12 protein-coding genes are annotated in these 14,797 nt (G+C 63.6%); 3 read left to right on the top strand and 9 right to left on the bottom strand.

Annotated elements, in window-relative coordinates; genetic code table 11:
* Window positions 1–9 precede the first annotated feature (9 nt).
* Complete coding sequence (locus FN060_RS05180; protein WP_077549681.1) at window positions 10–1,464, top strand: glutamate synthase subunit beta; 1,455 nt, start codon at window positions 10–12, stop codon at window positions 1,462–1,464.
* Window positions 1,465–1,566: 102 nt separating this feature from the next.
* Here FN060_RS05180 and FN060_RS05175 read toward each other — a convergent pair whose 3' ends face one another.
* Window positions 1,567–2,781, bottom strand: a complete 1,215-nt coding sequence (locus tag FN060_RS05175; RefSeq protein WP_077549680.1) for an SGNH/GDSL hydrolase family protein — start codon at window positions 2,779–2,781, stop codon at window positions 1,567–1,569.
* 63 nt (window positions 2,782–2,844) lie between these two features.
* Window positions 2,845–4,059: a lytic murein transglycosylase gene (locus FN060_RS05170; protein ID WP_425312159.1), complete on the bottom strand. Its 1,215-nt coding sequence runs from the start codon at window positions 4,057–4,059 to the stop codon at window positions 2,845–2,847.
* 206 nt (window positions 4,060–4,265) lie between these two features.
* Between FN060_RS05170 and galU the strand changes: the two genes are divergently transcribed.
* Window positions 4,266–5,150, top strand: coding sequence for a UTP--glucose-1-phosphate uridylyltransferase GalU (galU, locus tag FN060_RS05165; protein WP_077549679.1), 885 nt, complete (start codon window positions 4,266–4,268; stop codon window positions 5,148–5,150).
* Window positions 5,151–5,205: 55 nt separating this feature from the next.
* Here galU and FN060_RS05160 read toward each other — a convergent pair whose 3' ends face one another.
* Window positions 5,206–6,717 carry an outer membrane beta-barrel protein gene (locus tag FN060_RS05160; RefSeq protein WP_183949904.1) on the bottom strand — a complete coding sequence of 504 codons (1,512 nt, stop codon included), beginning with the start codon at window positions 6,715–6,717 and terminating at the stop codon, window positions 5,206–5,208.
* Window positions 6,718–6,856: 139 nt separating this feature from the next.
* Between FN060_RS05160 and FN060_RS05155 the strand changes: the two genes are divergently transcribed.
* The gene (locus tag FN060_RS05155; protein WP_142587175.1) at window positions 6,857–7,852 is read left to right on the top strand and encodes a KpsF/GutQ family sugar-phosphate isomerase; all 996 of its coding nucleotides are present in this window, start codon (window positions 6,857–6,859) and stop codon (window positions 7,850–7,852) included.
* A gap of 1 nt (window position 7,853) precedes the next feature.
* Here FN060_RS05155 and FN060_RS05150 read toward each other — a convergent pair whose 3' ends face one another.
* The 6 genes from FN060_RS05150 to FN060_RS05125 form a co-directional block, all read right to left on the bottom strand.
* Entirely contained in the window at window positions 7,854–8,312 is a 459-nt protein-coding gene (locus tag FN060_RS05150; RefSeq protein WP_142587174.1) for an NfeD family protein, read from the bottom strand.
* 2 nt (window positions 8,313–8,314) lie between these two features.
* A complete protein-coding gene (locus FN060_RS05145; protein WP_142587172.1) occupies window positions 8,315–9,364 on the bottom strand; it encodes an SPFH domain-containing protein in 1,050 nt (349 codons plus the stop codon).
* Window positions 9,365–9,434: 70 nt separating this feature from the next.
* Complete coding sequence (hemH, locus tag FN060_RS05140; RefSeq protein ID WP_142587171.1) at window positions 9,435–10,469, bottom strand: ferrochelatase; 1,035 nt, start codon at window positions 10,467–10,469, stop codon at window positions 9,435–9,437.
* 120 nt (window positions 10,470–10,589) lie between these two features.
* The gene (locus tag FN060_RS05135; RefSeq protein WP_142587169.1) at window positions 10,590–12,572 is read right to left on the bottom strand and encodes a 5'-nucleotidase C-terminal domain-containing protein; all 1,983 of its coding nucleotides are present in this window, start codon (window positions 12,570–12,572) and stop codon (window positions 10,590–10,592) included.
* Between the two features lie 204 nt (window positions 12,573–12,776).
* Window positions 12,777–13,139 (bottom strand): outer membrane lipoprotein Omp10, encoded by a 363-nt coding sequence (gene omp10, locus FN060_RS05130; protein ID WP_142587167.1) that lies wholly within the window; start codon window positions 13,137–13,139, stop codon window positions 12,777–12,779.
* A gap of 143 nt (window positions 13,140–13,282) precedes the next feature.
* Window positions 13,283–14,728 (bottom strand): homospermidine synthase, encoded by a 1,446-nt coding sequence (locus FN060_RS05125; protein ID WP_052639312.1) that lies wholly within the window; start codon window positions 14,726–14,728, stop codon window positions 13,283–13,285.
* Between the last annotated feature and the right edge of the window lie 69 nt (window positions 14,729–14,797).

Raw genomic sequence — 14,797 nt, 5'->3', positions numbered from 1 at the left:
GGACGATACATGGGCAAGGTAACGGGTTTCATGGAAATCGACCGGCAGGTCATGAAGTACCAGCCGGCATCGGACCGTATCCGCCATTTCCGGGAATTCACCATTCCGATGTCGGATGCGGAAGTCACCAAGCAGGCGGCACGCTGCATGGACTGCGGCATCCCCTACTGCCATGGTCCGACGGGCTGTCCGGTGCACAACCAGATTCCGGACTGGAACGACCTCGTCTACAACAACAAGTGGGAAGAGGCGATCCGCAACCTCCATTCCACCAACAACTTCCCGGAGTTCACCGGCCGTGTCTGCCCGGCGCCCTGCGAGGAAGCCTGCACGCTGAACCTCGAGGATGCGCCCGTCGCGATCAAGACAATCGAACAGGCGATCGCGGACAAGGCATATGAGCTTGGCCTGGTCGGCCCGCAGCCGGCGACTGAAAAGACCGGCAAGAAGGTCGCCATCATCGGCTCCGGTCCCGCCGGCATGGCGGCGGCCCAGCAGCTCGGCCGCGCGGGACATGACGTGCATGTCTACGAGCGCGAGACGAAGCCCGGTGGCCTGCTGCGCTACGGCATCCCGGACTTCAAGCTGGAGAAGAACTTCATCGACCGTCGCGTCGAGCAGATGAAGGGCGAGGGCGTCACCTTCCACTGCGGCGTCAATGTCGGCGTCGACATGCCCGTCGAACAGTTGCTCGCGGAGCATGATGCGGTGCTCTACTGTGGTGGGTCGGAGACGCCGCGCGCCGCCGGAATCCCCGGTGTCGACCTGCAGGGCGTCTACGATGCCATGCCCTATCTCGTGCAGCAAAACCGCCGCGTCGGCCGTGAAAACATCGACAGCGTCGGCTGGCCGGCCGAGCCGATCCTGGCGGGCGCCAAGCACGTCGTCGTTGTCGGCGGTGGCGATACCGCATCCGACTGTGTCGGGACTGCATTCCGCCAAGGCGCGGTGAAGGTCACACAGCTCGATATCCGCCCGCAGCCGCCTGAAAAGGAAGACAAGCTTGCCGTCTGGCCCTTCTGGGCCACGAAGATGCGCACATCGTCCTCGCAGGCCGAAGGTGCGGTCCGCGAGTTCCAGGTCGCCACCCTAGAGTTCGTCGGAGAAGACGGGCATCTGACGGGCGTGCGCTGCTGCGAGGTGGACGAGCGCCGCCAGCCGATCGCCGGCACCGACTTCATCATCAAGGCCGACCTTGCCTTCATCGCCATCGGCTTCTCGGGACCGCTGAAGGACGGCGTGCTCTCGGAAATGGACGGCAAGCTCGAACTCAATGTTGACCGGCGCGGCTCCACGAACGTCGTCGCCAATGACCGCGACTACAAGACGTCGGTGGACAAGTTCTGGGTCGCGGGCGACGTTCGCCGCGGCCAGTCACTGGTAGTCTGGGCGATCCGCGAAGGCCGCCAGGCTGCACGCGCGATCGACGAGGCCCTGATGGGCAGTTCGGTTCTTCCGAGGTAAGATCGGAGTCTTGGTCGGGCTAGGCCTCCCTCTTCCATCGTGGGAATGAAGGAGGCGGAAGCATTACCGCCGTGACAGGACCGCGGGATATTCGGGAAGGCGCTACTGCGTGGTGCTTCGCTGATAGTCGTCGATGCGCCCCTTCGGGGCTGGAGGCAGTTCGCCACGCTTCACCAGCATGTCGCGCGGGGTTTCCACGAGCGGCGGCGGCGGTGGGGAGGCACCCAGCAGCTCGGCTCCACCGTCGAGCTCCGGGTCCATCACGCTGATGGGCTGGACGGGCACGGCCGTGGTCAGTGAGGGGGGCAGGACCTGCAGTTCCGGCAGGTTGCTGGCATCGAGCTTGACCAGTTCCGGGCTTGCCATCTCTCCCAGATGCCGCCGGGCATATTTCTCGACATAGAATGCAAGCTTGCGCTTGCCGGCCTTGGTGAAGTTGATCCCGTCGGAGCCACGCAGGCGCGCCTGCTGGCCGTTCATATCGGATCCGGTGACGATGAAGCGGCCTTCCTCGTCGACGAAACCATCCCAGATATCGACGAACTCGCCGCCGAGCTTCGCCACTTCCGTCCGGTAAAGGCCGTTCAGCTTCACGGCGTCGCGCATCAGCGACGGCGACTGGAAGGAAGGCAGGCCGACCCAGAGCAGCGGGATCTTCCGGCTGGTGACGATGGTGCCAAGTTCGCGGATGCGTCGTTCATATTCACTGAACCAGCCGTCGCTCGGGAAGTCGAGGCGCGCATCGGCCGTTTTCATCTGCTGGCGGTCGTTGGCACCGATCATCACCACGACCAGTGCGGGCTTCACCTCGTCGATCAAGGTGGGAAGCTGTTCCGGCCAGTTGTAGTAGTCCTGGCGCACCAAGCCGGAAGAGCCATTGCTCCGTTCCGCGACGACGACGCCGGGCGATTCCTCGAAGGCGGTGGAGAGTTCGTCGCCCAATCCTCCGGCGAGGAAGTCACCGACCACGAGGATCTGGCGTGCATTCTCCAGCTTGGCCACCGGCTCCGGCTTCGGCGGTGCGGCTGGAGCGGCTGGCCGTGGCGCGGCTGCCCGTGCGGCCGGCGCGCGGCCGCGGGGGCGCGGCTGCTGTTGCCTCAGTTGCCTCTGGCGCCGCGGCTGCACGTCGATGATGGACGGTTCCGGGTCGATATAGCGACGCCCGCCGCCGAACAGCATGTCGAGCAGATTGCGGCGCTGGACGCGCTCCTGTGCCTCTGCCGGCGCCGGTGACGCCGGCACGACAAGAGCCACGGTGACCAAGATCACCAGGAAACGGCCGATAATGCCTTTGCCGCCGACCACATCAAACCTCATGTCCGCGCGGGGCTTCCCGCCCGCCTGCTCATGCAGGCGATGTGGGACGGAATGCGCGAGTTGTCAACGCAACGCGTTGAGCAGGGACTGCGACGGCTGACCGTCCGCCTGCATGCCAAGCCGCTGCTGGATTGCGGTGATCGCCGCCTTGGAGCCGGAACCGAAATTGCCGTCGATCTCGCCCTCGTAGTAGCCAAGCTGCTTGAGCTTTGTCTGCAGCTCGAACTTCTCGACGATGTCGAGCGTGCCATTCGGCCGTGGCCAGCGCTGATGAACGCCACCGTATCCGGCGATCTGGTCTGCAAGAAGGCCGACGCCGAGGGCATAGCTGTCAGCGGCGTTGTAGCGCTTGATGACAAAGAAGTTGCGGGTCATCAGGAAGGCCGGACCATTCGCACCCGCCATGAGCTTCAGCTCGGCGCGATCGCCGCCTCGCGGGAACGGCTTGCCGTTGGGGCGCGTGAAGCCCAGCGCCGCCCATTGTGCCAGCGTCTTGGTCTGTCCGTCATACTTCGCCGCGCCCTGCGGCAGCACCGCCTCGTAACCCCAGGTCTTGCCGGTCTGCCAGCCGTTCTTCTTCAGGAGGTTGGCGGCCGTGGCGAGCGCATCCGGTACGGAGTTCCAGATGTCTGCACTGCCGTTGCCGTCGGCATCGACCTTGTAGAGCAGATAGCTTGTGGGAATGAACTGGGTGTGTCCCATGGCGCCTGCCCAGGAACCAGTCAGGTGGTTCGGGGAGATCTCGCCCGACTGAAGGATCTTGAGGGCGGCAATGAGCTGGGTCCGTGCAAACTTGGCGCGCTTGGGATCGCCCCAGGCGAGGGTAGCCAAGGCTTGCGGGACGTGATGCAGGCGATCCCGCTTCTCCAGCACCGCACCGTAGTTCGATTCCATCGACCAGATGGCCAGGAGAACGTGCTTGTCGACGCCGAAGTGGTTTTCGAGAGCCGCGAGCGTGCGGCCATGGCGCGCCAGCATCTCTTGGCCGACCTTCACGGTGTAGGGATTGACGCGCGAATCCAGGTAATCCCAGATCTGCGACTTGAATTCGGGCTGATAGGCGGCCTTCTCGAGGGCTGCCCGGTCCGGTGCAGAGACGCCGGCGAAAGCCTTCTCATAGGTCGAACGGCTGATGCCAGCCTTGGCGGCCGTTGCATAGAAATCGGAGATCCAGGACTTGAAACCGGCATCGGCTCTGGCATCTAACGGATTGGTCGCCAGGGCTGCTCCTGCGGCCAGGGCGAAAATCAAACCGCGAAGGCGATAGGTGCGAAACATGGTCATCGGCAAATCGTGTCCGTCGTTCTTCAGGTTCATCCTTCATCGAACGTGATGTTCGACTTAACGAATGGATAACAGAACAGAGTCAACAAACCCTTTACCATATGAAGCAGCTCGCGTCATCGGTGAGGAAATCGTAGCAATTCTTGACTAGATGACGCGATTGTGAGTTGGCTCCCGACGGAGTACTTCAGGAGGTGTGCGTGGCACAGAAGAAGATACGCAAGGCAGTGTTTCCGGTAGCCGGGCTAGGAACGCGGTTCCTGCCGGCCACGAAGGCCGTGCCCAAGGAAATGCTGACGGTCGTCGACAAGCCGGTGATCCAGTATGTCGTCGATGAGGCGGCGGAAGCGGGGATCGAACACTTCGTCTTCGTCACCGGTCGCGGCAAGGGTGTCATCGAGGACTATTTCGACATCCAGTACGAACTGGAGCAGATGCTGCGCGAGCGCAACAAGAACGCCGAGCTCAGCCTGCTTGCGGATCTGCTGCCGACCGCCGGCACGGCGAGTTTCACGCGCCAGCAGGTGCCGCTCGGACTTGGCCACGCCGTTTGGTGCGCCCGCGATATCGTTGGCAACGAGCCTTTCGCTGTGCTGCTTCCCGACATGATCATGTCGTCCGAGAAGAGCTGCCTGAAGGGCATGGTCGAGCTCTACGAGCAGACCGGCGGCAACGTGCTGGCTGTCGAGGAATGCGACCCGGAGATGGCGCACAAGTACGGCATCGTCGGTGTCGGCGACAAGGTGGGCGAAGGCTTCAAGATCACCGAGATGGTCGAGAAGCCGGCAAAGGGCACGGCACCCTCCAACTACTACATCAACGGCCGCTATATCCTGCAGCCGGAAATCTTCAGCATCCTTGAGACGCAGGAGCGGGGCGCGGGCAACGAGATCCAGCTGACGGACGGCATGCTGGCGCTTGCCCGGCAACAGGAATTCGCCGCCTACCACTTCAAGGGCGAGACCTTCGATTGCGGTGCCAAGGACGGCTTCATTCTGGCCAACCTGGCATTCGCGCTCCAGCGCGGCGACATCCGCCCGGCGATCGAGGGACCGCTGAAGGACATGGTAGCGCGGCTCACCTAAGGACACTGAGCCTGAACACTGCAACACCGAAATGCCCGGTTCGCGCCGGGCATTTTCATCTGCGGAGGGTGAGGCCCATGCCGGCACGCCAGGTATCGGTATCGTCGCCGCTGCGGAGCGTACGCTCGTATTCGAGATCACCGGTGAGATCGAGATAGGGGTTGATGCTCCAGGCAAGGCCGGCGCCGGCAAGCCAGGTGGTCTCGCTCTCACCCTCGGGAAAGTCCCGCAGGGTGGCGCCACCGGTGAGGCGCCCGACCAGCCTATGGCGCAGCTGGTGCGTCACCACCGCGGTGGCATCATATTCCGTCCAGCCGCTTGCGCCGGGGGCCGTTGCGTCCTGAAGCGTCGTTCGCAGTGCAAGCTCGACATCGGTTCCCCGTCGCGGAGACCAGACGGTCCGTCCATCGAAAGTCACGCCGCCAAGGTCATCAAGCCGTGCGTCATCATAGTCGGCGCGCGTGTATCCGGCGGCGAGCTCACCGCGCAGCTTTTCGCTAAGATCGAATTCCACGCCAGCCCGACCGGCGTAACGCCAGGACGAGCGCTCGTATCCTGCCGAGTCGTAGCGATCGTCATAGAAGCTACGCCCGCCGGCCACTTCCACAAAGGGCACAAGCGCCGGCGAGAGCTCGTAGCCGAGCCTCAGCCTGCCATCGACCGTCGTTCGATTGCGGTCGCTGAGATCGAGGGAGGAGCCATCCTGCAGTTCGGCATCCGAATAGATCTCCCGGCTGACGCCGACGCCGGCGAGGCCGTGGATCAGGCCTGCATACCGTTCGAGCGTCAAGCCGCCGTCAAACTGGTGAACGCCGGACTGGACGCTGGCGCCGCCGATGGCGTTGGGGTCGTTATTATCCTCGCGCTCGAAGCTGTAGCCGGCGCTGATGTTGGCAATGGTTTCGTCGGCGAGGTCGAGGCGTAGATTCGCATCCGCTCGGCCTTCGGGCTCGATGTCGTCGCGGCCGACGATATCCCTCTCGAACGTACCCTCGCCATTCACCGTGAGCTCGTGGCGTGACCAGTCGGAGGTGAGGGTGCCGCGAATGGCGGTTGATAGATAGTCGCGTTGGGTCTTCGTATCCCCGGTGCGGATCGTCTCGCGGTTCACCGTATTGCTGACGGAAGGGCGGAGCATGAAGGTGCCGAGCCGGATGCCGGTCGGGTCGCCCGGAGGAAGAGGGGCCTCACCCGGCTCGATGGGATCGGCGCCTACGTCCAAATTCTCCTCGTAGGCGAGGGACAGGTCTTCCTCATAAGGAGGATCGAGAGGCGCCGGTGCCGGGATAGAGCCGGTCGCAAGCACCTCCGAGTTCGCCGAAGGATCGGCGCCGCCGGCCGGAGCGGACCCAGTCACCACGCCATTGGCCGAGGGGGCCGCCGAAGCCCCGGAAGGGAGCGCATTGGCAGAGGTGGGTAGCGGCTCCGGACTGATGCCGTTTGTGGCGGAGGGTGCCGGATAGAGTGCTTGCGCACCCGTGGTGACAGGCATGATGAGGGACGTGCAGGCAAGCAATACGGCCAGCGCCGGCAGGCGCGGCACAGGTCTTTCGCCTTGCTTGTCCATTCTCTCCATCCAGATGCCCGATTGTGCAGCGGTTACGCAAACGTAAAGCCATGTGGTTAACACTTGGTTCTAGCGGGGGGGGGGGGCGGCGCTATCGTCCCGATGGACTTCGTCCGGCAAAAGCGGTAGATGCCGCGCCATGACACAGGAAGCACTCAAGGTGAGCGAGACGGCGGTCATCGAGTCCGCGCTGCGCACGATCTCGGTCGAGAGGCAAGGGCTGGAGGCCCTGGAGCAGGCCCTGCAGAACGGCCTCTCGGAGCCTTTCCGACAGGCGGTCGACCTGGTCCTCGGTCTGAAGGGGCGAGTGATCGTTTCCGGCGTTGGCAAGAGCGGTCACATCGGCGCGAAACTCGCCGCCTCGCTGGCCTCCACCGGCACGCCGGCGTCCTTCGTGCATGCCGCCGAGGCAAGCCACGGCGATCTCGGGATGATCTCCAGGGACGATGCGGTCATCGCGGTTTCCTGGAGCGGCGAGACGGCCGAACTGCAGAGCATTGTCGGCTATTGCCGGCGCTTCTCGATCCCGCTGCTCGCGCTGACGGCGGGCGAGGCTTCGACGCTGGCGCGAGAGGCGAGCATCGTGCTTCTCCTCCCCAAGGCTCAGGAAGCCTGCCCGCACGGACTGGCGCCCACCACCTCCACCCTGTTGCAGCTTGCGCTCGGCGACGCGCTTGCGGTGGCGCTTCTCGAGGCCCGCGGCTTCACCGCGCTCGATTTCCGTGTCTTCCATCCCGGCGGCAAGCTGGGCGCGATGCTGAGCCATATCGGCGACATCATGCATACTGGAAGCCGTGTACCGCTGGTGAAGAAGGGGACACCGGTGCCGACGGCAGTCATGACGCTTGCGGAAATGCGCTTCGGTTGCGTCGGCATCACCGACGAGGATGGCCGCCTCTGCGGCGTCGTCACCGACGGCGACCTCGCCCGCGGGCTCAACCTCAATCTCGGTGCCATGATCGTCGACGACATCATGACGCGCGATCCGAAGACGGTGAAGGAAAGGACGCTCGCCACGAGCGCCATGGCCCTTCTCAATCAGCACAATATTTCGGCGCTCATCGTCGTGGATGACGAACGTCATCCGATCGGCATCGTCCACTTCCACGATCTGCTGCGCGTCGGCGTCGCCTGATCTAGGCGGCCGCCTCTACCTTCAGATCACGCCCGTCGGCGGAGACCACCGTCACGCGTGTTCCTGCCGGCAGGTCAGGCCCCATGACGGGCCACCAGGTGTCGTCAAGGCGAATGCGGCCGCGGCCTTCGCGGATCGGCTCATGGAGCGTTGCGGTGCGGCCGACCAGGCTTTCGCCGCGGCGGTTGAGATAGGGCTGGTCGCTGGTTTCGTGCCGGCCATAGAAGCGGCGTCCGGCGAGCGCGAAAGCGCCGGCCAGAACCGCAAACAGCACGAACTGCAGCTGCCACGACCAGAAGGCGGCATCCCAGAGCAGAAGCGACAGGACGCCGATGACGATGGCGGCCGCACCGATCCAGATCAGGAAGACGCCGGGCGCGACAAGTTCGGCGGCCAGCAGAACGATGCCGATGATCCACCAGCTCCAGGGGCCGAGATTGGCAGCGAGTGTCTGCAGCATGGTCAGGTCTCGTTCCGCGGAGCGAACGGATTGACGGGCGGCGTCGTACGGGGTGAGGGCGTGGGCGCCGGTCGCGGGGAGGAGGGAGTGGCCGGCTGTTGCGGCACTGACGAGCGGATGCGCGCCGGGCCGTCGCCATCACCGAAAATCTCCTTGGCAATCGCGCCGATGCCGCCCAGCGAGCCGATGAGCGAAGAAGCCTCCATCGGCATCAGGACAATCTTCGAGTTGGGAGCCTTGCCAATCTCCGTCAGGGCTTCCGTATATTTCTGGGCGACAAAGTAGTTGATTGCCTGCACGTCGCCGAGGGCTATTGCCTGCGACACGGATTGCGTCGCCTTTGCTTCCGCCTCCGCCAGACGTTCCCGCGCCTCCGCCTGACGGAAGGCTGCTTCACGCTCGCCTTCGGCCTGCAGGACGGCAGCCTGCTTCGCGCCTTCCGCCCGCAGGATCTGCGCGTTCCGCGCACCCTCGGCTTCCAGCACCTGGGCGCGCTTCTCGCGTTCGGCCTTCATCTGCCGGCCCATGGACTGGACAAGGTCAGCCGGCGGCTGGATGTCCTTGATCTCGACACGGGTTACCTTGATGCCCCACGGGCCGACCGCTTCATCCACCACGCGGAGCAGCCGCTCGTTGATCACTTCGCGGTTGGAGAGGAGTTCGTCGAGGTCCATCGATCCCATGACCGACCGGATATTGGTCATCGTCAGGTTCTGGATGGCATTCTTGAGGTCGGCAATCTGATAGGCCGCCTGAGCAGGATTGAGGACCTGGTAAAAGGCGACGGCGTCCGCCGAGACGCTGGCATTGTCCTTGGTGATGACTTCCTGGGTCGGTACGTCCAGCACTTGCTCCATCACGTTCATGCGGGCGCCGATGCGCTCTATGAAGGGCGTGATCAGGTTCAGTCCCGGATCGAGGGTGCGGGTGTAGCGGCCGAACCGTTCGACAGTGTAACGATACCCCTGCGGCACCGTCTTGATCCCGGCGAACAGGACCAGGATGACGAGTAGAACGATCGCAATAACGACGATATCGAAGCCGCCCAACATGGCTGACCCTCCAGCTCAAGAAGTCTGAGACTGGAGTATCATGTTCCCGTCGCGGATCAAACGAAAGAGGTCAGACCCAGCCCTGAAGCTCGCGGCGAACGACCTTTTCCAGGACGCCCATGCCCTCCGGGCTGTCGTTGAGGCAGGGGATATGCAGGAACTTCTCGCCGCCGTGGTGCTGGAAGATTTCTCCGGCCTCGCCGGCAATCTCCTCCAGGGTCTCAAGACAATCGGAGACGAAGCCGGGGTTCATGACGGCGATGCGCTTGATGCCTTCGTCGCCAAGCTTCTCCATGGTCTTGTCCGTATAGGGTTGCAGCCATTCCTCCGGCCCGAAGCGGGACTGGAAGGTGACCATGAACTTCTCTTTCGGAAGGCCGAGGCGCTCGCGCAGCAGGCGGCCGGTCTTCTGGCAGTGGCAGTGATAGGGGTCGCCCTGCTTGAAGTAGGATTGGGGAATACCGTGGAAGGAGGCCACCAGCATTTCCGGCTCCCAGTCCACCTGTGCCAGCGCCTTTTCGACCGAGATTGCCAGCGCCTCGATATAGGCCGGATCGTCGTGGTAGGGCGGGACAGTCCGGACCGCCGGCTGCCAGCGCATCTTCATCAGGTGCTCGAAGGCCTTGTCGTTGACGGTCGCCGTCGTCGAGGCAGCGTATTGCGGGTAGAGCGGGAAGAGCAGGATCCTCTCGCAGCCCTGGGCGTGGAGCGCGTCGATCCGCGAGGCGATAGAGGGGTTGCCGTAGCGCATGGCCCAGTCGACCACGACGTTCGGCAGGTCCTTCAGGCGCTCGGCCATCAGTTCACCCTGGTTGCGGGTGTAGGTCCGCAGATAGCTCTCGTCGAGGTCCTTGTTCCAGATTTCCTCGTAAGCCTTGCCGACCTTCTGCGGGCGCTTGTTCAGGACGATGCCGTAGAGGATCGGGTACCAGTAAAGACGGGACCATTCGATCACGCGCCGGTCGGACAGGAATTCCGCCAGGTAGCGGCGCATTGGCCAGTAATCGGTACCGTCGGGCGTGCCGAGATTGACGAGGAGGACCCCGACCTTGCCGAATTTCACTGGGGGATGACCGGCCGGGAGGTGGCTCGTGATGGCGTCCATTTCAATGATCCGATTGCTGTTCAGCGGTTTATACGGCACCGCAACACGTTTGGTTCTATCTAGAAACAAAAAACGGCCCGGGGAAGCCCCGGACCGTCGGCATTTGCGAGACAAATCGTCTTAGCGGGGCGGCAGGCGAAGCTCGGTCCCGACCGTCAGGACATTCGGATTGCTCAGGCTGTTCGCCTCGGCAATCCGCTTCCACTGTTCGCCGTCGCCATAGACCGACTCGGCGATCTTCCAGAGAGAGTCGCCACGGGCAACGGTATGCGTCTGCTCTTGCGGCGAAGCCTCGGTCGCGGCAGGGGTAGCGGTTTCCGCGGCCGGTACCGTTTCCGCCGGTGCAGGCGTCGTTGGTGCTGCCGTGTCGGCCGGAGCGGCGGGCGCCGGCGTGGCCGGTGTAGCAGCTGGGGGTGCCTCGGCTGCGGGTGCCTCGGCTGCAGGTGCCGCCAGTGCCTCGGTGGCCGGGGCCTCCGGCTGAGCGGCCTCGCCAGCAGCGGCCACTTCGGTTATGCGGCCGTCCGTATAGGGCTCGTAGGTCGAGTTGGCGCCCAGATAGTCAGCCACCGCCTGCTCGAGGTTCGGGCCAAAGTCGTAGGGATTGACGGCGTTTGTCGCGAAGATCTTGTAGCCGTCGCCGCCGCCACGAACGTAGTTGTTGGTGACTACGCCGTAGGTCTTCTCAGGGTCGAGCGGCACGAAGGCATCGCCTTCCTGGACCTGAACGTCGGTGATCCGCTCGCCAGCCGGCTTCGACTTGTCGAAGGAGTACTTCATGCCCGCCACCTGCGGGAAGCGGCCAGCGACCTCCTCGATCTGGCTCACGCCGTTCTCCAGGGCGGCGCGCAGGTCGGATCCCTTGAGCTGGAAGGTGGCAATGGTGTTCTGGAACGGCAGGACGGTCAGGACCTCGCCCATCGTCACGTCGCCAGAATCGATCGAAGCACGCAATCCACCGCTGTTGGCGATCGAGATGGTGATGCCCTGATCCTTGACCCGATCGAGCTGTGCATCGGCAACGAGATTGCCCATGGAGCACTCTTCGACACGGCAGACATCGCGATCGCCGACGATCGTGTCCTGCGTCGAGCCAACCACCTTCTGCTTCAGTTCCTCCAGTGGCTTGCCGAGTTCTTCCACCTTGGCGGCATAGCCGGCGTCGGCCACGACGGAGGAGTCGAGGAGTTGCGGCGCGCCTTCGGCCGACGTCACGACGCCGTTGTCATCGAAGACCACCTTCAGGTCGCCCAGATACTTGGAATAGGCATAGGCCTGCACGATCGGCACGTCCGTGCCGCCGGGGTTCTTCACCAGGGTCGGGTAGGGACCGGCAGCCTTTTCGTCGGTGCTGGAAAGGAGAGTGTGGCTGTGGCCGCCGACGATGACGTCGATGCCGTCCACGGCTGCGGCGATTTCCTGGTCGCGGTGATAGCCGACATGCGAGAGAAGGACGATCTTGTTGATGCCCTGGCCTTCGAGGTCGGCAACCGCCTTCTTCAGGTATTCCACCTCGTCCTCGAAGCGGATCTGGTCGCCGGGCGAGGACGTCTCGTCGGTGTCAGTTGCAAGCACGGAGACCACCGCCACCTTCTGCCCACCGATGTCCTTGATGATGTAAGGCTCGAACTTGCCTGCGACCGGGCTGCCCTCGGCGGCAATCGTGTTGCCGGAGATGATCGGGAATTCCGATGCCTCGATGAACTTCAGCAATTCTTCCGGGCCATCGTCGAACTCGTGGTTGCCGATCGCCATGGCGTCGAAGCCGATGCCGTTCATGAAGTCGGCGATCGGGCCGCTCTTGAACATGCTGTAGAAGAGCGAGCCTTGGAACTGATCGCCCGCATCGAGGACAAGCACGTTGGCGTCGGTGAGTTCGCCGCGACGGGTGTCGATGGCGGTCTTTACCCGCGCAATGCCGCCGAAGCACTCGTTCTTCGATGCTTCTTCAGCCGAGCAGGTGGAATCGTACTTGTTGATCGCCTCGATGCGCGAATGGAGATCGTTGATGTGGAGGATATTGAGCTCGTAATCGGCCAGCGCGCTGCCGGCAAAGAGGGCAATCGCCGAGGCGGTCATCAGCCCCAGTCTCAACGTTTTCATCATTGTGTCTCTCTCCTTTTGTCGCGGTCGGATCACGATCCGGTGGCGTCCGATCCCATTGTCCCACGATCGGCGACGGGGCATGGTTTCATCAAGGCAGGGCGACTGCAAGGGGAAATGTGCAGTGCGGGAGGCACGGACTACGCCTCCTCCGGAACGAAAAAGCCCCGCCATGGGCGGGGCCTTACGGAAGGTATCAAGAGTGTGTCAGCTGCGGCGGGTCAGCGAGAACTGGGCGCCGCTGTCCTGCGTGCAGTTCAACTGGCTCTGGGAGACAAGAGCGCAGTTGACGCGCGACTGGGTGTTGCGGACCAGCGACGTCATGCTGATCTCGACGAGGGTGGGCGACAGGCTGACATAGGTGCCGGAGGCGAGAAGCGTGTTGCTGTCGGTCGAGCGGGTATTGAAGGTGCCGCCCTGGAAGGTGGAGACGATTCCATTGGGGTCCACCCACACACCTTCGACGCCCTGAGGCTGCGCCTGCGGCGGCGGAAGCCGCGGCGGCGGATTGGAGACGCAGGCAGTCAGCGTGGCGGCGGCAATCAGCACGATGCTCGCTTTCAGTTTCATGTCGGTGTCTCCCGCGGTTCGGCCGATGGTGATGTACTTTGTGAACCGTATCTAATGCAGATTCGAAAGTTTCGCAGCCCTTTTCCGGCTCTTTCAACAAGGGAGAGGCGAAAACCACGGCCTCCCCCCTGCGCAAGCACCGGTCAGCGCACCAGAATGTTGCGGAACTGCCAGGGATCGGAGGTGTCGATGTCCTCGGGGAAGAGGCCCGGGCGTCCCTCCAGAGGCGTCCAGTCCGTGTAGTGGCCTTCGACCGGGCCGAGGTAGGGCCGCTGTACTTCGAGGCACCGCTTGTAGTCCACCTCGTCGGCCTCGACGATGCCGGCCTTCGGGTTCTCCAGCGCCCAGACCATGCCGGCGAGCACGGCGGAGGTCACCTGCATGCCGGTGGCATTCTGGTAGGGAGCGATGCGGCGGGTCTCCTCCAGCGACAGGCGCGAGCCGTACCAGTAGGCGTTCTTCTCGTGGCCGTAGAGCAGGACGCCGAGTTCATCGACGCCATCCACCAGTTCGTCCTCGTCAAGCACGTGCTGGACGGGCTGCGCCTTGCCGCCATTGCCGAACATCTCGTGCAGGGAGAGGACGGCGTCGTTGCAGGGATGGTAGGCGTAGTGGCAGGTGGGGCGATAGGCCACCTCGCCATGCTTGTCGCGCACCGTATAGTAGTCGGCGATCGAGATCGCCTCGTTGTGGGTGACGAGGAAGCCGTATTGCGGGCCGGGTGTCGGGCACCAGCTGCGGACACGCGTGTTGGCACCTGGCTGCTCGAGGTAGATCGCCGCCTGGCAGCCCTTCTTGTGCTTCTTGGCGTTCTTCGGCATCCAGTTTTCATGGGTGCCCCAGCCGAGTTCCGAGGGCTGCAGGCCTTCGGCGATGAAGCCCTCAACGGACCAAGTGTTCCAGAAGACGTCAAGCGGCTTGGGGTTCTTGGTGCGCTGCGTGTCGCGCTCCGCGATGTGGATACCCTTGACGCCCAGCTTCTTCATGAGCTTGGCCCAGCCTTCGCGATCCTCGGCAGAGGGTTCCTCGAAGCTCAGCCCCGTCTCGTTCGCCAGGTCCACCAGGGCCTGCTTGACGAACCAGGAGACCATGCCGGGATTGGCGCCGCAGGTGGAGACGGCCGTCGTGCCGCCCGGGTTCTTCGCCTTCTCGCGGCGGACCGTTTCGCGCAGCGCGTAGTTGGTGCGTTCGGCGTTCTTCACCGAGGTGTCGAAGTAGAAGCCGAGCCAGGGTTCGATGACCGTGTCGATATAGAGCACGTCCAGCTTGCGGCAGAACTTCATCAGGTCGAGAGACCCGGTGTCGACCGAGAGATTGACGCAGAAACCCTGGCCGCCGCCATTGGTGAGAAGCGGCTTCAGGAGGGTCTTGTAGTTGTCTTTCGTGACATGTGCCCGGATATGTCTGACGCCGTGCCTGGCAAGGATCTCCGCTCCGTCGTCGCGCGGATCGATGACCACCATCCGGCTCTTGTCGAACTTGAAGTGACGTTCGATGAGCGGCAGGGTCCCGCGACCGATGGAGCCGAAGCCGATCATCACGATCGGGCCCGTGATTTCGCCATGCACCGGGTAGTTCTGTTCAGACATATCTCTCTCCTTCGCCGCCTCGGCATCACGCCGCTGCGCCGCTTGGCCGACAGGGAACGGATGGGAGCG

The organism is Pseudorhizobium halotolerans, from assembly GCF_902153235.2.
Taxonomy (GTDB): Bacteria; Pseudomonadota; Alphaproteobacteria; order Rhizobiales; family Rhizobiaceae; genus Neorhizobium; species Neorhizobium flavum.
The sequence above is the reverse complement of the archived record's forward strand: the minus strand, read 5'-3'. Positions and strand labels throughout refer to the sequence as shown.